16 protein-coding genes and 1 pseudogene are annotated in these 18606 nt (G+C 68.3%); 10 read left to right on the forward strand and 7 right to left on the reverse strand.

Features of this window, described 5'->3' with window-relative positions; genetic code table 11:
• The first annotated feature begins 12 nt into the window (after positions 1 to 12).
• The 6 genes and pseudogenes from AC3RCE_RS19740 to AC3RCE_RS19765 all read left to right on the forward strand — a co-directional run bounded on the left by AC3RCE_RS19740 (position 13) and on the right by AC3RCE_RS19765 (position 6043).
• The gene (locus AC3RCE_RS19740) at positions 13 to 1344 is read left to right on the forward strand and encodes an ABC transporter substrate-binding protein (protein WP_492244475.1); all 1332 of its coding nucleotides are present in this window, start codon (positions 13 to 15) and stop codon (positions 1342 to 1344) included.
• Between the two features lie 12 nt (positions 1345 to 1356).
• Positions 1357 to 2232 carry a carbohydrate ABC transporter permease gene (locus AC3RCE_RS19745; protein ID WP_218339537.1) on the forward strand — a complete coding sequence of 292 codons (876 nt, stop codon included), beginning with the start codon at positions 1357 to 1359 and terminating at the stop codon, positions 2230 to 2232.
• Between the two features lie 19 nt (positions 2233 to 2251).
• A complete protein-coding gene (locus AC3RCE_RS19750) occupies positions 2252 to 3076 on the forward strand; it encodes a carbohydrate ABC transporter permease (RefSeq protein ID WP_218295878.1) in 825 nt (274 codons plus the stop codon).
• A 643-nt stretch (positions 3077 to 3719) separates the two neighbouring features.
• Positions 3720 to 4106, forward strand: a pseudogene (locus AC3RCE_RS19755) (methyl-accepting chemotaxis protein); the annotation flags it as partial.
• A 3-nt stretch (positions 4107 to 4109) separates the two neighbouring features.
• Positions 4110 to 4664, forward strand: a complete 555-nt coding sequence (locus AC3RCE_RS19760; protein WP_370627781.1) for a cache domain-containing protein — start codon at positions 4110 to 4112, stop codon at positions 4662 to 4664.
• Between the two features lie 32 nt (positions 4665 to 4696).
• The gene (locus AC3RCE_RS19765) at positions 4697 to 6043 is read left to right on the forward strand and encodes an ABC transporter substrate-binding protein (RefSeq protein ID WP_218339539.1); all 1347 of its coding nucleotides are present in this window, start codon (positions 4697 to 4699) and stop codon (positions 6041 to 6043) included.
• A gap of 176 nt (positions 6044 to 6219) precedes the next feature.
• On the opposite strand, the gene AC3RCE_RS19770 is transcribed toward AC3RCE_RS19765, so the two are convergent.
• Positions 6220 to 7164: a LysR substrate-binding domain-containing protein gene (locus tag AC3RCE_RS19770; RefSeq protein ID WP_218339540.1), complete on the reverse strand. Its 945-nt coding sequence runs from the start codon at positions 7162 to 7164 to the stop codon at positions 6220 to 6222.
• Between the two features lie 25 nt (positions 7165 to 7189).
• Complete coding sequence (apbC, locus tag AC3RCE_RS19775) at positions 7190 to 8281, reverse strand: iron-sulfur cluster carrier protein ApbC (RefSeq protein ID WP_492253757.1); 1092 nt, start codon at positions 8279 to 8281, stop codon at positions 7190 to 7192.
• A 115-nt stretch (positions 8282 to 8396) separates the two neighbouring features.
• On the opposite strand from apbC, the gene AC3RCE_RS19780 reads away from it, so the two are divergent.
• Positions 8397 to 8981, forward strand: a complete 585-nt coding sequence (locus AC3RCE_RS19780; protein WP_492253758.1) for a restriction endonuclease — start codon at positions 8397 to 8399, stop codon at positions 8979 to 8981.
• Positions 8982 to 9084: 103 nt separating this feature from the next.
• Entirely contained in the window at positions 9085 to 10359 is a 1275-nt protein-coding gene (locus tag AC3RCE_RS19785) for a patatin-like phospholipase family protein (protein WP_218295883.1), read from the forward strand.
• A gap of 27 nt (positions 10360 to 10386) precedes the next feature.
• Here AC3RCE_RS19785 and AC3RCE_RS19790 read toward each other — a convergent pair whose 3' ends face one another.
• A complete protein-coding gene (locus AC3RCE_RS19790; RefSeq protein ID WP_492253759.1) occupies positions 10387 to 11517 on the reverse strand; it encodes an SMP-30/gluconolactonase/LRE family protein in 1131 nt (376 codons plus the stop codon).
• A 181-nt stretch (positions 11518 to 11698) separates the two neighbouring features.
• Here AC3RCE_RS19790 and metG point away from each other — a divergent pair, with 181 nt between their 5' ends.
• The gene (gene metG / locus AC3RCE_RS19795; RefSeq protein ID WP_492253760.1) at positions 11699 to 13813 is read left to right on the forward strand and encodes a methionine--tRNA ligase; all 2115 of its coding nucleotides are present in this window, start codon (positions 11699 to 11701) and stop codon (positions 13811 to 13813) included.
• Between the two features lie 55 nt (positions 13814 to 13868).
• On the opposite strand, the gene AC3RCE_RS19800 is transcribed toward metG, so the two are convergent.
• The 3 genes from AC3RCE_RS19800 to AC3RCE_RS19810 all read right to left on the reverse strand — a co-directional run bounded on the left by AC3RCE_RS19800 (position 13869) and on the right by AC3RCE_RS19810 (position 16699).
• Positions 13869 to 14513: a DUF2306 domain-containing protein gene (locus AC3RCE_RS19800; protein WP_492253761.1), complete on the reverse strand. Its 645-nt coding sequence runs from the start codon at positions 14511 to 14513 to the stop codon at positions 13869 to 13871.
• A 69-nt stretch (positions 14514 to 14582) separates the two neighbouring features.
• Complete coding sequence (locus AC3RCE_RS19805; RefSeq protein WP_492253762.1) at positions 14583 to 16043, reverse strand: sensor histidine kinase; 1461 nt, start codon at positions 16041 to 16043, stop codon at positions 14583 to 14585.
• Positions 16040 to 16699, reverse strand: a complete 660-nt coding sequence (locus tag AC3RCE_RS19810; protein WP_492253763.1) for a response regulator — start codon at positions 16697 to 16699, stop codon at positions 16040 to 16042. Before AC3RCE_RS19810 ends, AC3RCE_RS19805 begins: the two co-directional genes overlap by 4 nt.
• Positions 16700 to 16916: 217 nt before the next feature.
• Between AC3RCE_RS19810 and AC3RCE_RS19815 the strand changes: the two genes are divergently transcribed.
• A complete protein-coding gene (locus tag AC3RCE_RS19815) occupies positions 16917 to 17708 on the forward strand; it encodes a MipA/OmpV family protein (protein ID WP_492253764.1) in 792 nt (263 codons plus the stop codon).
• Positions 17709 to 17717: 9 nt separating this feature from the next.
• Here the strand turns inward: AC3RCE_RS19815 and AC3RCE_RS19820 are convergent, their stop codons facing one another.
• Positions 17718 to 18371, reverse strand: coding sequence for a YitT family protein (locus AC3RCE_RS19820; protein ID WP_218295890.1), 654 nt, complete (start codon positions 18369 to 18371; stop codon positions 17718 to 17720).
• Positions 18372 to 18606: the final 235 nt, after the last annotated feature.

Consider the following 18606-nt stretch of genomic DNA (forward strand, 5'->3'; position numbering starts at 1 on the left):
GGAGACAAGACCATGAAAAGACGCGATTTCGTAACGAAAACCAGTGCCACGGTGTTCGGTGCCAGCCTGCCCTTGAGCGGAATCCGTGCGCAGAGCCGCTATTCCAGGTACGCGGGCCAGACGGTCACCTTCAGCGTGCCGGCCCATCCCCACTACGACGCGATGATGAAGATCCTGCCGGATTTCACCAGGGAAACCGGGATCAAGGTGGAAACCGACCGCCTGGCCATGGGGCGCATGAAGGAAAAGCAGCTGCTGGAGATGGCCAAGCCGCAGGGCGACTACGACCTGGGCTGCTACGTCGTGATGTGGAAGGGCGAGTACGTCGCCAAGAATCTCATCCGGCCGCTCGACCCGTTCCTGCAGAACCCCGCCCTGGCGGACCCCGCCTACGACATCAAGGACATCATTCCGGTCTATCTCGAAAACCTGGGGCTCGTGGGGGGCCCCAAGGGTTACCTGGCGGGGCCGGGCGCCAAGCTCTACGGACTGCCCTATGGCGCGGAAACCTCGGTGCTGGCCTACCGCAAGGACATCTTTGCCAAGCACGGCCTCAAGGTGCCCGAGAACTATGCGGAGTTCGCGCAGTTGCTGCGCGTGATCAAGGACAAGGAGGGTATCGGCGCGCTGGCGTCCCGGGGCCAGGCGGGCCATCAGGCCGTGCACGCCTGGCTGCTGCACCTGAACCCGCTGGGCGGCAGCGTCTTCGACGATCAATGGCGCGTGCGCTTCAATGACAAGGCGGGCGTGCAGGCGCTCAAGTTCCTGCAGGAAGTGGTGGCCACGGGCCCCGCGGGCATCGCGGGGTATGGCCAGGGGGAAAGCAACACGGCCTTCCTGCAGGGCCAGGCCGCCATGTACCTGGACTCCACCTCCCTCGCCGGGCTGGTGAACGACCCGGCCAAGTCCCGCATCGCCGGCAAGGTCAGCTGGGCCCTGCACCCCATGGGAACGCGCCGCGCCTCCCAGTCCGGCGGGCTGGGCCTGGCCATCGCCAAGAACGCGAAGAACGCCGATGCGGGCTTCCTGCTCATGCAGTGGCTCACCTCCAAGGCCCAGGACAAGGCCGTCACCCGGGCGGGCGGCGCGCCCACCCGCAACTCCACGCTGGCCGACACCGACCTCGTGCGGCAGTACCCGGAGTTCATCACCTTCAAGGATGCGCTCAAGTACTCCAACCCCGACTGGCGGCCCATCATCGCGGTGTGGGACAAGATCAACGTGCAGGCGCTCGGGGTCGGCATCTCCGAGGCCCTGACCGGCAAGAAGACGGCCGAGGCAGCGCTCAATGACCTGGTGGCCCCGGTCATGCAGATCATGCGTGAAGCCGGGTACAAAGTCTGAGGCGCGCCCGCCATGCGCACCCCTTCCTGGGTTCCGCTCCTCTACGTGGGGCCTGCCGCCGCGATCATGGCGGCAGCGTGCCTCTACCCGGTCATCTCGGCCTTCCAGCTGGGGCTCTACGACTGGAGCATGGGCACCCCCTGGAGCGCGGCCCGCTGGGTGGGGCTGGATGCATTCGCCGCGGCGTTCAGCAATCCCCGGGTGTGGTCGTCGCTCTGGACAACCCTGCTGTTCGCCGGCGTCTGCGTCACCGCCGAGATGCTGCTGGGCATCGCGCTGGCACTGGCGCTGGAGCGGCCGGTGCGGGGCACGGCGGTCTTTCGCACCTTGTTCATCCTGCCCATGATGATCGCGCCCATTGCCGTGGGTCTGGCCTGGCGCTACATGTTCGACGCGCAGTTCGGGCTCATCAACGCCGTGCTCGGCCTGCTCAGGATCGCGCCCCTGACCTGGCTGGCGGATCCCACGCTCGCGTTCGCCGCCATCGTGATCGCGGACGTCTGGCAGTGGACGCCCTTCGTCTTCATCATGATGGTGGCCGCCCTGGCGAACGTGGACAGCGCGGTCATCGAGGCCTCGCGGATCGACGGGGCGAACTGGTGGCAGATGACCACCCTCGTCAAGCTGCCCATGATCGCGCACGTGATCGCCATCACGCTGATGATGCGGCTGGTGGATGCCTTCCGGGTTCTCGAAGTGATCTACGTGCTGACATTCGGCGGCCCGGGCGACTCCACCGAAATCCTCGCGCTGCACATCTACAAGACGGCCTTCGTGGGCCAGCAGCTGGGCGTGGCCGCCGCCATCTCCGTGCTGCTGCTCGTGGTGGTGGCCGTGCTGTCATGGATCGCCCTGCGCATCTCGAACCCTCTGGACAACGAGAAGTAACCGGGAACGCGAGATGCCCATGAAACGCTCTCCCCTGCTCGCCACCGCGCACTACGCCATGCTGGTCGGCCTGGCCGTGCTGTGCATCGCCCCCATCGCGGTCATCTTCGCCACCAGCCTGCGCCAGCAGGTGGACATCTTCGCCGAGCCGCTGAACTTCATCTTCACCCCCACACTGGAGAACTACCGGGCCGTCCTGCAGGAAGACAAGTTCGACCGGTATCTATACAACAGCCTTTTTGTCGGGCTCATTTCCACGGCCGCCACCCTGGTGCTGGGCTGCATGGCGGCCTACGGCCTCGCGCGGTTCCGCTTCCCCGGCCGGCGCGCGCTGGCCTACACCACCTTGCTGCTGCGCACCGTGCCGCTGGCCGTCATGGCCATACCGGTCTTCCTGATCTGGAACGAATGGCACCTGGTCAACAGCCTGTGGGGCCTGATCCTGCTGTACGTGGCGGTCAACCTGCCATTCACGATCTGGCTGCTCTATGGCTTCGTGCTGCAGGTCCCCGTGGAGCTGGAAGAGGCAGCCGCTATCGACGGCTGCGGCCCCCTGCGCGTGTTCACCAAGGTGCTGCTTCCGCTCATGGCGCCCGGGCTCGCCGCGGCCTCGATCTTCACCTTCCGCATCGCCTGGAACGAGTTCATCCTGGCGCTGGTGCTCACCGATCGCCACTCGCGCACCCTGCCCGTGGCGGCCTCGCTTTTCGTCACCGACATGGGGGTGGACTGGGGGCGGGTCATGGCCATGGGCAGCCTCATCGCCATTCCCCCGCTGATCTTCACCTTCGTGGCGGCACGCCAGATCATCACCGGGCTCACGGCAGGCGCCGTCAAGGGCTAGGGACGCACCCTGGCCTGCATTCCCCCGCTTACCGCCCCACCCCATGAGATTCGTCCAGACATTGCGCATTTCGCAGAAGCTGCTCCTCTTCGCGCTCCTGCTGGTGGCGTGCTTCTTCCTCGGGGCCTGGCAGGTCGCGCGCTGCCTGCTGGCGATCTCGCATTTCGGCGCGGCGCTGCCAGACGCCGATCCCGTCGTGGAAAGCGCAGCCGCCGCGCTGCGGATACTGGCCCTGACCAGCGCCGTGGTGGCGGGGGGCTGCCTGGCCCTGGCATGGTGGATTGGCCGCGCGCTGCGCACGCGCGTCGCCGTCGCCCGCAAATTCACGGACGATGTGCGCATCGGCAACCTGACGAGCCTGATTCACGACGCGCAGCGCGACGAGTTCTCGCCCTTGATGGCAGCCATGCGCGAAATGCAGGAATCCCTGACCAGGGTCGTCACCAAGGTCAGGGCGGGCGCGCAGGAGGTGGCCCTGGCCAGCGACGAGATATCCCAGGCGAACACCGATCTGTCCGCACGGACGGAACGCCAGGCGCTGTCGCTGAAGGACACCACGGACGCGGTGGAGGCGTTCGCCAGCAGCGCCCTGCTGGTGGGGCAGAAGGCGGATGCGGGCAACGCCATCGCGCAGCAGACCGCCATGGCGGGAGACCACGGCAACCGTGCCTTCGCGTCCGTGCAGCAGACCATGCAGGAAATTGCGTCGGACTCCGCGCGGGCCTTCGACATCATCGCGCTCATTGACGGGATCGCGTTCCAGACCAACATCCTCGCCCTGAACGCGGCCGTCGAGGCGGCACGCCCCGGCGAGCAGGGCCGGGGCTTTGCCGTGGTCGCCAGCGAGGTGCGCGCGCTGGCGCAGCGCAGCGCCAGCGCGGCCAAGGACATCAAGGCGCTGCTGACCCGCGGCAACGCCCGCATCGAAACCGGCGCGACCCTGGTGCAGACGGCCGCCCAGCAGCTGGGCGGCATGACCGAGGCCATCCAGCGGGTGACGCAGATCATGGCGGAGATCGCCCATTCCAGCCAGATGCAGCGCGAGAGCGTGGGCAAGGTCATCGAGTCCGTGGAGCTGATTGACCAGGCCACGCAACAGAACGCGGCCCTGGTGGAGCAGACCGCCTCCGCCTCGCAGCAACTGCGGGCGCAGGCCGCGCGCCTCGTCGGGTCGGTGAACGTGTTCACGCTCAACGGGAGCCCGTCCGAAGCCGAAGAGCAGGTGCGAAGGGCCGTGGACCTGATCCGCGACATCGGCGCCGAGAAGGCCTACCGCGAATTCACGCACGGCACCTCGTTCAAGGACCGGGACCTGTACATCACGGTCTACGACTTCAACGGCCGCAATCTCGCGCACGGAGCCAATCCCGCCAACGTCGGAAAGGTCCTCATCGACATGCGCGACGCGAATGGCGTGGCGATCGTCAGGAACTCGCGCGACCTGGCCACGCAAAGGGGCTCTGGATGGTCCGCGCCGTACCACATCCTGAATCCGGTCACCCAGAAGATCATGGTCAAGAAGGCGTTTGTCCAGCGTGTGGGAGAGACCTTCGTCTCGTCCGGAATCTACGCCGTGGACCTGGATTGATCGACGCTCCCCCCCGAGACAGGAAAAAACCCATGCAACGCAGACTGCTCGTCCAATCGCTGTGCGCCGCCACCATCCCCGCCTTCTTCCCGGGGGCATCGCGCGCCCGGAACAGGTATGCCCCCTACCGGGGCCAGAAGCTCAGGATCAGCATCCCCAGGCACCACCACTACGACGCCGCCACGAAACTGTTCCCCACGTTCACCAGCGAAACCGGCATTCAGGTCGAGTTTGAACAGCTCCCCATCGCGGAGATGAAAAAGAGGCAGCTGGAGGAGATGGCCAAGCCGCAGTGCGACTTCGACCTCGTGTCGTATGTGGTGATGTGGAAAGGCGAGTACGTCAAGAAGCGCCTCATCCGGGATATCGAGCCCTACCTGAACAACCGGCAGCTCACCCCCGAGGACTTCGACCTGCCCGACATCATCGCGGGATTCCGGGAGAACATCGGCCTGGTCGGGGGATGGAAAGGCTACCTGGCCGGCGGGGCCGCCAAGCTCTACGGGCTGCCCTATGGAGCCGAGACCTCGGTGCTGGCCTACCGGCACGACATCTTCGAGAAGTTCAACCTGAAGCCGCCCGAGTCGTACTTCCAGCTGGAACAGCTGCTGCCGCTCCTGCGGGAAAAGACCGCCATGGGGTCGCTGGCCTCGCGCGGCAAGGAAGGCCACCAGTGCGTGCATGCCTGGCTGTTGCACCTGAACCCGCTCAATGGCGGCGTGTTCGAGAACAACTGGCAGCCCCGCCTGCATGATTCGGCCGGAGTCCGCGCCGCCAACCTGCTCAAGAAGATCATCGACACCGGCCCTCCCAACGCGCTGGCGGCGGGCCAGACGGAGATGCTCAATGCGTTCCTGCAAGGGCAGGCCTCCATGTACCTGGACTCGACCCTCATCTTCGGTGCGGTCCGCGACGAGAAGATCTCGAAGATCAATGGCAAGGTAAGTTATGTGCGCCATCCCCGCGGCGCGCGCTATGCGTCCCAGACCGGAGGCCTGGGACTGGCCATCCCCGCCCAGTCGAAGAACCCGGACAGCGCATTCCTGCTGATGCAATGGCTCACCGCCAAGCAGCAGGACAAGTCGGTTTGCCACCTGGGCGGCGTGCCCCACCGGCTGTCCACCCTGGCCGACCCCGACCTGGGGAGGAAATACCCCGAGTTCCAGATGCTCCTGCGCAGCATCGGGGATGCCAACCCCAACTGGCGGCCCATCATTCCGGAGTGGGACACCATCAATACCGACATACTGGGCAAGAGCATCCACGAGGTGATTTCAGGCAAGCAGCCCGCAGAGACGGCGCTGGCGCAGGCCGCGAAGGCGGTGGCCGACCTGATGCGCCGCGAAGGGTACCTCACCACCCCGCCACCGGTCCGCTAGTTCCGCTGGTCCGGCTTGCGGCGCCCCTGCTTCGCCGTCATGAGTTTCACGCTGCTCAAGCTGGCGAAGCGCCGGCTTTCATCACCTGGCATCCCGTGTGGCGGCCGGGGCAGCCACGGTGCAGGCCGTCCCGAGCGCCGCACGGGCTCAGCCGGCAAGGCCCTAGAGTCCTGCGGCTACGCCGCCAGCAATCCGCTGTGCGCGGCGGCGTGGCGCAGCCAGTCGGCATCCTGCGCCAAGGCCAGCGCGGCATCGAGCGCGCGGGTGGGCTGCACCTGGCGGTGCGACATGAAGCCGATGGGCGTGGTGAGCACGGGCGCCAGGAGGGGCAGCGCCTCTAGCCCGTCATGGCCCCGCACCGCATCCACCAGCGCGCCCGGCAGCACGCTGCACAGGTTGCCGGCCACCACGCTCAAGGCCAGCGTGAGAACCGAATCGGTTTCCATGGCGGGCCGCACCGTGGCCCCCGCGCTGCGGAAGGCGCCATCCACCAGGCTGCGGTTGTGCATCTCGGGGGTGAGCAGGCACAGCGGCAGGCGCGCCGCCTCGGCCCAGCCAACGGGCCCGCCCATCTGCAGGCCGTGCCCTTTCGGGCTGCTGGCCCGCCGCAGCAGGAAATAGTGCTCCACGTACTGCGGCCAGGCCCGCAGTTGGCCGCCGCGCGCGGGCATGCGCTCGGTGTAGCCCAGCGCGAGGTCCAGGGAAATACTTTCCAGCCCCGCCTCCAGCGCCTGCGAGCTCATGGACAGCGCGACGGGCGCGATGCCGGGGTGCCGCGCCTGCAGCTGCGCCGCAAACCGCGCCAGGATGGGCATGGCCGTGGGCACGGCGCCCAGGCGCAAGGTGCCGCGCGGATGGGCGGCATCGCTCAACAGGTCCTGCTGCAGCACCTGGTGTTCATGCAGCATGCGCTGGGCCGAGGCCAGCACACGCTCCCCCTCGGGCGTGAAGCCCTCGAAGCTGCGGCCCCGGCGCACCACCACCACCCCAAACTCTTTTTCCAGCGCGCGCAGCGCGTTCGACAGCGCGGGTTGCGTGATGTGGCAGGCCTGCGCCGCCCGGCCGAAGTGCCGGTGCTCGTGCAGCGCCACGAGGTAGCGCAGGGACGCGAGCAGGTTCATGGCGCAGTGCGGCAGCCCACGGAGATCAGGTGTTCTTGCTGATCGAGATGGTGGGGAACTTGTTGGAGAAGTCCTTGGCCTGCTGGGCGATTTTCACCGCCACGTCGCGCGCCACCTTCTTGTAGATCTTGGCCACGTCCCCATCCGGGTCGGCCACCACGGTGGGCTTGCCGCTGTCGGCCTGCAGGCGGATGCTCATGTCGAGCGGCAGCGCGCCCAGGTAGTCCATGTTGTATTCGGCTGCCATCTTCTTGCCGCCATCGGCGCCAAAGATATGTTCCACGTGGCCGCAGTTGCTGCACACATGGGCTGCCATGTTCTCGACGATGCCCAGGATGGGCACGCCCACCTTCTCGAACATCTTGATGCCCTTCTTGGCATCCAGCAGGGCGATGTCCTGCGGGGTGGTGACGATCACCGCGCCGGTCATGGGCACGCGCTGGGACAGCGTGAGCTGGATGTCGCCGGTACCGGGCGGCATGTCGATGATGAGGTAGTCCAGGTCCTTCCAGTTGGTCTGGCGCAGCAGCTGCTCCAGTGCCTGGGTGGCCATGGGGCCGCGCCAGATCATGGCTTCGTCCTGGTCCACCAGGAAGCCGATGGACATGACCTGCACGCCGTAGTTCTCCAGCGGCTCCATGGTCTTGCCATCGTCGCTTTCGGGGCGGCGGTTGATGCCCAGCATCATGGGCTGGCTGGGGCCGTAGATGTCGGCGTCGAGCACGCCCACGCTGGCGCCCTCGGCAGCCAGCGCCAGGGCCAGGTTGGCGGCCGTGGTGCTCTTGCCCACGCCGCCCTTGCCCGAGGCCACGGCGATGATGTTCTTGACCTGGGGCAGTAGCTGCACGCCGCGCTGCACGGCGTGCGCGATGACCTTGGTGGTGATGTTGACCGACACGTTCTCCACGCCGGCAATCCCCTTGGCGGCAGCCACGAGACTGCGGCGCAGCTCGGGCACCAGGCTCTTGGCGGGGTAGCCCAGTTCCACGTCGAAGGCCACGTCGCCGCTGGTGATCTGCACGTTGCGCAGGGCCCGGGTGCTGACGAAATCCTTGCCGGTGTGGGGGTCCAGCACGCTGGAAAGTGCGGCCAAGAGGCCCTGTTCGGTGACTGCCATTCAATAATCTCCAGAAGAGGCGGGTAGTCTATCCAAGCGCCGTGCCCTCCGCGTCTGAAGGACAATGCGCCGCGTTGCCGCCGCCTGCGCCCAAAACCGAAAGAAAAGGACCCCCGTGAAATTCAAGATGGCCGAAAAGTCCCTGTTTGCCATGCTGCTGCGCTCGCCCTGGTGGGTCAGCTTCGTGGTGGTCGGCCTCATTGTCCTGGCGGCGGGCGCCCTCTTGCCCAAGGAGTACTTCGTGGTGGGAGCGCTCGCGGGTTTCCCCATCTTCGTGGTGGGCTGCATCGCGGCCTGGAAGCAGCTGCGCGCCCCCAACCCGGCCCAGGTGGCCGACATGCTGGAGGCCGTGGGCAGCATGCCCTGGCGCAGCTTTGCCGACACCCTGGCATCCGCCTGGACCCGGGCGGGCTACACCGTGGAGCGGATCAACGGCAACAACGCCGGGGCCGACATGCGCCTGACCCTGAGCGGCAAGACCACGCTGGTGAGCGCCAAGCGCTGGAAGGCCGCCACCCATGGCGTGGAGCCCCTGCGCGAACTGCACGCGGCCATGGTGGCCCGCGACGCTCCGGCGGGCATCTATGTGGCGGCCCTGGGGCAGGTCAGCGACAACGCGCGCCTGTATGCCCGCGACCATGGGATCGCCGTGCTGCAGGGCGATGCAGTGGCGGCACTGCTGCTGAGCAGCCGGCGCTGATCCACGCCCCGCCGGCCCGCCCCGCAGCCCGCCATGCGGGTTTTCCCAGATGGAGCGACCGGTGGCGGACTCCACACTTGGCACATCACCCACCCCTTCGACGATGCCATCGATCAGCCCCCCCACCGACGCCTGCGCCCCCGCTCCCGCGGCCCCGCCCGCCCGCCCCACCGGCCTGCTGCTGACCGGCGGCGGTGCCCGCGCCGCCTACCAGGTGGGCGTGCTGGAGGCGATCGCCGACATCCGCAATGCCTGTGGCGCGGGCGGCGGGCCCAATCCGTTTCCCATCATCACGGGCACCTCCGCGGGCGCCATCAACGCGGCGGCGCTGGCCTGCGGGGCCGACAACTTCGACCGCGCGGTGCGCCGCATCGCACGCGTGTGGCGCCAGTTCCATGCCAGCCAGGTGTATGGCGCCGATTCGCTGTCCGTGATGCGCAGCGGGGCGCGCTGGCTCACGCTGCTGTCCATGGGCTGGGCGCTGGCGCGGTGGCGCCGCATGCGGCCCCGGTCGCTGCTGGACAACTCGCCCCTGGAGAAACTGCTGGTGAAGATGGTGCCCCTGGTGCGCCTGCCCCGGCTCATCCGCAAGGGGCACCTCACCGCGCTGGCGGTCACGGCATCGAGCTACAGCTCGGGCGAGCACGTCACGTTCTTCGAATCCAACGCGCCGGTGCAGCCCTGGGTGCGCTCGCAGCGCAAGGCTGCGCGCGACCGCATCACGCACGAGCACCTGCTCGCGTCCTCGGCCATTCCGTTCATCTTCCCGGCCAAGGGCATCACGATCGACGACCATACCGAGTACTTCGGCGATGGCTCCATGCGGCAGTCGGCCCCGATCGCGCCCGCCATCCACCTGGGGGCCGAGCGCATCCTGGTGATCGGCGCGGGCCGCATGCACGAGCCCCGGGGCGACGCCGCGGCCAACCCCACGCCCAGCTACCCCACGCTCGCGCAGATCGCGGGGCATGCGCTGTCCAACATCTTTCTGGACGCGCTGGCGGTCGACGTGGAGCGGGTGCAGCGGGTCAACCAGACGCTGTCGCTGATCCCCCCCGACGTGCGCGCGCACAGCGCGCTGCGGCCCATCGAACTGCTGGTGATCGCGCCTTCGCAGCGGCTCGACGCGGTGGCAGCGCGCCATGTGGGCGACCTGCCGGCCCCCGTGCGCGCCATGCTGGCGGCGCTGGGCGTCACGTCCAACATGGCGGATGTGCGCGGCGCGGCGTTGGCCAGCTACCTGCTGTTCGAATCCGGCTACACGCAAGAGCTGATGGCCCTGGGCCGGGCCGACACGCTGGCCATGCGCGCCGAGGTGTGCCGCTTTTTCGGCTGGACCGACAGCGGCGCGGACATTCAGACCCGCGAGCACGCCTGAAGGGCCGCCGGTCCGCCCTGGCGTCCGCTACCGCGCCTTGAGCACGTCCTTGCGCAGCCAGCCCAGGCCGTGCGCGTGCAGGCTCTGCACATACAGCCGGTCCGCCGTCTCGGTGATGGCCGTGGTTTCCGGGTAGGCGCCCGCCGGGTCCTGCAGGTCAGCCACCACCTTGCCGTCGTCGGCGAACGCGATCACGTGGCCGTACGGCTGGGGGATGGGCCACAGCGCACGCGGCAGGCGCAGCGTCAGGCTGCGCAGCCAGGGCTTGCCGGCCATGTTGTCGATGGCCGCGCCGCGCGGCTTGGCAAAGCCCAGCCAGATGCGGCCGTCCATCCCGCGCATCAGGTTGTCGGGGTAGCCGGGCAGGTTGTCGAGCAGCACGCTGGCCTGGGCTCCGGGCAGGCTGATGTCCAGGTCGTTCGCGTCCACCGCGATCTTCCACACCCTGTACTTGCCGGTTTCGTTGACGAACAGGCTCTTTTCGTCCTGGCTGAGCGCCACGCCGTTGGCGAAGCTCAGGCCCCGGGCCACCACGCGCGTGGCGCGAGTCGCGGGGTCGTACTCCAGCACCCGGCCCGTGCTGGCCTGCTCCAGGATGTCGAGCACGCTGGCCTCGAAGGTGCCGCCCCAGTCCTGGGGGGCAAAACGCGTGGAGGCGTCGCTCAGGTACATCTTGCCGCTTTGGGCCACCACCACGCCGTCGGCATAGCGGATGGGATCGCTGCCCACCTTGTCGGCCAGCACGGTGACCTTGCCATCGGGCGCGATGGACAGCAGGCCCTTGACCGCATCGGCCGCGATGAGGTGGCCCGCCGCGTCGAAGTCAAAGCCCAGCACCCGCCCGCCGGTATTGGCAAAGACCTCCTGGCCCGATCCATCGGGGTTCATGCGCAGGATGTTGCCGCTGAGCACCGTGGTGTAGAGCTTGCCGTCCCTGCCCACGGCGATGTGCTCGGGGCCGACCTCGCCGTGGAGGTCGATCACCTGCAGCTGGGCCAGCCGCGTGTTGGGCGCATGCACGCCCTGGTAGCCGGGCGCGGGCGGGGCGCTCCAGGCCACGGGCCGGATGGGCACGGGCCACCATGCCAGGTAGGCCGCCAGCACCAGCACGGCGCCAGCGGCGCTCCATCCCAGTCTCCTCACCAGCTTCTTTGCCATCGGCGTTCCTCCGTTGTGGTCGGTGCCAGGCATTGTGGGCCCGGCGAGCCCCCGCGCACCCTGCCCGGGGCCCGTTCGCTGGCACCTGCGCGACCCGCGCGCGGGGCTGGAGCGCCCGCGGCCGCGAGGCAGGGCGCCAAACGCCTAAAATCGCGGGTTCCGCCTGAGAAAGCCGCTTTTCATGACGTCATCCGCACGCAAACTCTTCGTCACCACCGCTCTGCCCTACGCCAACGGCAACTTCCACATCGGCCACATCATGGAATACATCCAGGCCGACATCTGGGTGCGGTTCCAGCGCATGCAGGGCCACGCGGTGAACTTCGTGGGCGCCGACGACACGCATGGCGCGCCCATCATGATCGCCGCCGAGAAGGCGGGCGTCACGCCACAGCAGTTCGTGGCCAACATCGCCGCGGGCCGCAAGCAGTACCTGGACGGCTTTCACATCAGCTTCGACAACTGGCACAGCACCGACGCGCCAGAGAACCACGAGCTGGCCCGCCAGATCTACCGCGACCTGCGCGACCGCGCCGACGGCTCGCTGATCGAGGTGCGCACCATCGAGCAGTTCTTCGACCCCGAGAAGAACATGTTCCTGCCCGACCGCTACATCAAGGGCGAATGCCCCAAGTGCCATGCCAAGGACCAGTATGGCGACAACTGCGAGGTGTGCGGCACGGTGTACGCGCCCACCGACCTGATCAACCCGTTCTCGGCCTTGTCCGGCGCCAAGCCCGAGCTGAAGAACTCCGAGCATTTCTTTTTCAAGCTCTCGGACCCGCGCTGCGTGGAGTTCCTGGAGAAGTGGACGCAGGACGGCAAGCTGCAGCCCGAGGTGGCCAACAAGATCAAGGAATGGTTCACCGTGCGCACCAATCCGGACGGCACGACCAGCGAAGGCCTGGGCGACTGGGACATCAGCCGCGACGCGCCCTACTTCGGCATCGAGATCCCCGACGCGCCGGGCAAATACTTCTACGTGTGGCTCGACGCCCCCGTGGGCTACCTGGCCTCGCTCAAGAACTGGTTCGACAAGGGCGGCCCCAAGGCAAAACACGGCGACACCCGCTCGTTCGACGAATACATGGCCGCTGCCGACACCGAGCAGTACCACTTCATCGGCAAGGACATCGTCACCTTCCACACGCTGTTCTGGCCCGCCATGCTGCACTTCAGCGGCCGCAAGACGCCCGACAACGTGTTCGTGCATGGCTTTCTCACCGTGAACAACGGCGAGAAGATGAGCAAGAGCCGTGGCACCGGCCTGGACCCGCTCAAGTACCTGAGCCTGAACATGAACGCCGAATGGCTGCGCTACTACCTGGCGGCCAAGCTCAGCGCGCGCAACGAAGACATCGACTTCAACGCCGAGGACTTCATGCTGCGCGTGAACAGCGATCTGATCGGCAAGTACGTGAACATTGCCAGCCGCGCTGCGGGATTCCTGACCAAGCGCTTCGACGGCAAGCTCACCAGCGACTTCGGCGCCACGGGCGCGGCCCTGCTGGCCGAGGTGCGCGGTGCCAGCGGCGCCATCGCGCAGATGTACGAAACCCGCGAGTACAGCAAGGCCACGCGCGAGATCATGCAGCTGGCCGACAAGGTCAACGCCTATGTGGACCAGAACAAGCCCTGGGACCTGGCCAAGGACGCGGCCAACAACGAGGCGCTGCACCAGGTCTGCTCGGTGCTCATCAACACCTTCGCCGCGCTCACGCGCTACCTGGCGCCCGTGCTGCCGGGCCTGGCCCAGGCCGTGCAAGGCTTTGTGGGTGTGGACATGCGGCAGTGGGACGTGGCGGGCGACGTGCAGGCGATCACCCCCTACCAGCACCTGATGCAGCGCGTGACCCCCGAGCAGCTGGAAGCATTGTTTGAGGCTCCAGCGCAGGCAGAACAAGCGCCAACAGCTACTGAAACAATAGCATCCCCCGGCGGCGAGGAACTGGCCCCCACCATCACCATCGACGACTTCACCAAGATCGACCTGCGCATCGCGCTGATCGTGAATTGCGAGCCGGTCGAAGGCTCCACCAAGCTGCTGCGCCTGACGCTGGACGTGGGCGAAGGCCGCACGCGCAATGTCTTTTCAGGCATCGCCAGCGCCTACCAGCCCGCCGACCTGATCGGCAAGCACACGGTGATGGTGGCCAACCTCGCGCCGCGCAAGATGAAGTTCGGCGTCTCCGAAGGCATGGTGCTGGCCGCCAGCCATGGCGACGAGAAGGCCAACCCCGGCATCTACGTGCTCAACCCCTGGCCCGGCGCCACGCCCGGCATGCGGGTGCGCTGAAGCACTGCAACGGCCGCGCCGGCCGTTGCCTTCCCGGGCCCCGCCGCTCGTTCGCTCACAGCGATGCCAGCGGCGGCGACCGCTGCAGCCGGCCCGCGCGCAGCGCCTGTCGCCGCAGGTACCACTCGGCGCCCAGCAGGTTGGGCACCCAGCACAGCCAGGCGATGAAGGGGTAGGACACCTGCTCATCCACCCCCAGGGCCATGCTGCCCCCCAGGTAGACGCGCAGCGTGATGGCTGCCGCCGTGAGCGCATAGCTGCGCACCATCCAGCGCCGGTGCTCGGCAAAACGGCGCTGCAGCGCGCGCAGCAAGCCCATGCCGGTCGCCACTATCCAGGCCACGCCCAGCGCCAGGAAACCCAGGACGGCCACGGGACCCGTCATCGCATCCAGTGCCAGGGGCAGCGACGAGAGCCAGCCCACCGCAATCGCCGCCACATACCCGCGCCCCACCCAGCGGTGCAGGGCCGGAAACCGGGTGCGCCATGCCGCCATCAATTGCAGCGGGCCCAGCATCAGTGCCAGCGATGCGCTGACCGCGTGCACCACGAAAGCCCGGGGCGCCGACTGCAGGCTGGGCAGGTCCATCGGGAAGGGCATGCCGGGCAGCGCATAGCGCAACGAGACAATGCCGACGGCCAGGGCCGACAGCGCGAGCAAACCCCAAGCCAGGGCGGGGGCGAGAGTACGTGGAGACATGGCAACTTTCTGTGAAATGGAAGTCCATCCACTCTAGAAATTGCGTCTGAGCCCCGTGTTAGCAGCGCCTTAGGCGGGTGTTAGCAGCGGCGCGGGCGCGGGCTGGAGTGGGGGCAGATGCACCCGCGCCAGCAGGCCCGCGGCGCCGTCGTCCCGCGCCCGCAGCTCCACCCGCAAGCCCTGGCGCAGCGCTGCCGCGCGGGTGATGGCCAGGCCCAGCCCGCTGCCGTCGGCGTCGTTGCCGGGCACGCGGAAGAAGCGGTCGAAGACCCGCTCCAGCAGCTCTGGCGGAATGCCGGGGCCGTTGTCGACGATGTCCACCACCGCGCCGCTGTCCAGACGGTGCAGCCGCACTTCGACCGCACCGCCCTCGGGCGTGTAGCGCAGGGCGTTGTCCAGCAGGTTGTCGAACACGCTGCGCAGTTCGCTGGCAGCGGCGTGGACCGCCACCTGCCCGTCTCCGGCAAAACCGACCTCGATGCGGCGCTGGTCCGCCAGGGGCATCAGCTGGCCCACGCAGTCGCGCAGCAGGGCCGTGATGTCCACGGGCGCAGTGGGTGCCTGCGCAGACACCGGCGCCTCCTGCCGCGACAGGCGCAGCAACTGGCCGACCAGGTGCCGCGCCCGGCGCATGCCCGCGTCCAGTTGCGCGAACTGCTGCTGCGCATCGCCCGCAGGCACGAAGGGGCGCAGGTTCTCCAGCTGCAGCGCCATCGCGGCCATGGGCGTGCGCAGCTCGTGGGCGGCGTCCTGTACGAAGCGGCGCTGCGCGGCAAAGGCCTCGCCCAGGCGCGCCAGCAGTGCATTGAAGGAACCCACCAGGGGCACGATCTCCTCGGGCACGCGGTCCATGCGGATGGCGCCCAGGCTGCGGTCGTCGCGCTGGGCCACTTCATCGGCCACCATGCGCAGCGAGCGCGATGCGCGCCCCACCACCAGCCACAGCGAGAACAGCAGCGCCGGTACCAGCAGCGCCATGGGCACGATGACGTACAGCGTGCGCACCGCCACTTCTTCCTGCAGGAATTTCTCGCTTTGCAGCACCTGCACGCGGCGCTGGTGCGGCCCGGCCGCTGGCGCGGTGTAGACGCGCCACCCAGGCGCCCAGGCATCGTGGGTGCGCAGCAGACCGTGCCCTGGCGCGGCCTGCAGTGGCACACCGGTGTCGGGCCGCGACGTGGCCAGCAGCCGCCCGTCGGCCGACCACACCTGCACGGCAAAGGCGCCCCAGTCCAGGATGTTGGTATCGCTGAGCAGCGGCAGGGGCTCGACCCCGTGGCCAGCGTCCCGGCCGTCGCCGCCATCACTGGTGCCCGCCGGCCCCTGCCCGCCGGCTGCATGGGAACGCGCCAACACCTCCATCTGGTACTGCATGAAGGTGTGGATGAGCGCGCTGTAGCTCGCCCAGAACGCGCAGCCCGCCACCACGGCGCCCACCAGGATCCAGGGCGCGAGCCACAGCAGGATCTGCCCGCGCAGGGACCGGGGGCGGTACCAGCGGGCCGCGTGCTCGCGCACCGGCCCCGTCATGGCGCCGCCACCCGCCAGCCCAGGCCGCGCACGTTGCGGATGGCGTCGGGCCCGAGCTTGCGGCGCATGCCGTGGATGAGCACGTCCACCGCGTTGCTGCTGACCTCCTCGCCCCAGCCGTAGATGCGGTTTTCCAGCTGCTCGCGCGACAGGATGGCGCCGGGGCGCTCCAGCAGCGCATGCAGCAGCGCGAATTCGCGGGCGGTGAGGGCCTCGCGGGCGCCGCCCTGCAGCACCTCGCGCGTGGCCAGGTCCAGCTGCAGGGCACCATTGCCCACCAGCGACTGGGCCACGCCGCTGCGCCGGCGTAGCACGGCGCGCATGCGGGCCAGCAGCTCGGCCACCTCGAAGGGTTTGAGCAGGTAATCGTCGGCACCGATGTCCAGGCCGTGCACGCGGTCCTCGACACCGTCGCGCGCGGTAAGCACCACCACCGGCGTGAGGTCGCCGCGCGCACGGGCGCGGCGCAGCACCTCGGTGCCGTCGAGCCCCGGCAGGCCCAGGTCCAGCAGCACGCAGCTGTAGTCGCCATCGGCGAGGGCGCTGTGGGCCAGTTCGCCGTTGCGCACCCAGTCCACGGACCAGCCCGCCCCCTTGAGCGCATGCGACAGGCTGCGCCCGATCATGTCGTCGTCTTCCACCAGCAGTGCGCGCAACAGGGTTCTCCTTGGGGCTTTCAGGGTGGTGCACAGCGTAGCGCGGAATTCTTAGCCCGCCATGAGCGCGGCGCCCACCCAGGACGGCGCAGGGCTAACCCGGCGCTAAGAAAGCATTCCTACAGTGCACCGGCCCCCTGCCTGCGGCGTGCGGCCCGCAGGCACGCCCGGCCTGGCCCGCCCCTTTTCTTTTTTCTTCTTTCTGGAACCCGAACCCATGACGCACTGCCCTCGCCTGCCCTCCCCCACCCACCACACCCTGCGGGGCCGCGCGGCGGTCATCGCGGCCACCCTGGCGGCGCTGGCGCCCGCCGCCTGGGCGCAGCAGGACGCCCCCACCTCCACCTGGGGGGCGGGCCTGGCCGTCAGCGCCGACCGCAAGCCCTACCGCGACTTCGACGACAAGGCGCAGCCGCTGCCCCTGCTCACCTACGAAAACCGCTGGGTCCACATTGCCGGCCCGGGCGTGGATGTCAAGCTGCCGCCGGCCGGCCCCGTGGGCCTGCGGCTGCGGTCGCGCTTCGGTTTCGAGGGCTACGAGGCCAAGGACTCGCCCTTTCTGACCGGCATGCAGGAGCGCAAGGGCAGCCTCTGGCTGGGCGCGGCCGCCAGCTGGGACACGGGGCCGGTGCAGCTTTCGGCCGAGCTGCTGGCCGATGCCTCCGGCCACAGCAAAGGGCGCCAGTTCACGCTGAAGGCCGAGCGCCGCTTCCAGCTCGGTGCGTGGGACATCACCCCCCGTGTGTCGGTGCAGCGGCAGGACCGCAAGTATGTGGACTACTACTACGGCGTGGAAGGCGCGGAGGCCCGCGCAGGCCGCCCGGCCCATGAAGGCAGCTCCGCCGTGAACCTGCAGGCCGGCCTGCGCGTGGGCTACGCGCTGGCGCCGCGGCAGTGGTTGTTCGTGGACGTGAGCAGCACGCGGCTGGCCAGCGCGATCAAGAACAGCCCGCTGGTCAACAGATCGAGCCAGCCGGCGGTGACGGCGGGCTGGCTTTACCGGTTCTGAGCGCCGCCTTCAATGCCCCACATACCGCCCCGGCCGGTGGCTGATCCACAGGAACCCGCTCATCACCAGCACGGCCAGCACCGAATACGCCACGCGGTCCACCGGCACCACGAAGAGCGCCAGCAGCACCACGGTGCCGTCGATCATCATCTGCACCTTGCCCGCACGCATGCCGTAGCGGGCCTGCAGGTACAGCGACACCACGGTGGCCCCGCCCAGGCTGGAGCGGTGGCGCGCCAGGAACAGGCAGCCCGTGCCCAGCAGCAGCCCGCCCAGCAAGGATGCGAACAGCGGGTTCAGGTAGTCCACGTGCATCACATGAGGGAACAGCTCGGTCAGCAGCGACAGCAGGGCCACGCAGACAAAGGTCTTGACCGTGAACTCGCGCCCCATGCGCGTCCAGGCAAACCAGTAGAACGGCAGGTTGACCGCGAAGAACAGCTTGCCGAACGAGATGCCCGTGACGTAGTGCAGCAGAAACGCCGCGCCCGCCGTGCCGCCCACCAGCAGCCCCGCCTGGTTGAACAGCATGAGCGCCATGGCCACGAACAGCGTGCCGGCGAACAGGGCCTGTACATCCTCGAACGCACCATGGCGCAGGGTGGAGGCGTCGGCATGGGCATCGCCAGCGGCGCTGGAGTCATTGGCGGGGGTGTCGGTCATGGAGGGGATCACGCTGGCATCACATCAATCCGCGCGGAGCGGGGGCCGGGATGGCCGTGCAAGAACAGCAAGCAATATGCCAGGGAGCGCGGGCTCCATGCCCGATGTCCATCCCTGAGCGGGCAGAATTCGAAGAATTTCCGGCTGCCACCGCTGGTTGTAGTTCAATAGTTTGCTATCAATTTTAAAGTTCCATCCACAACCCGCCCCCCCGCGCGGCCCCTGGCAACGGGCA

This window comes from Acidovorax sp. GW823-FHT05D11, assembly GCF_058795695.1.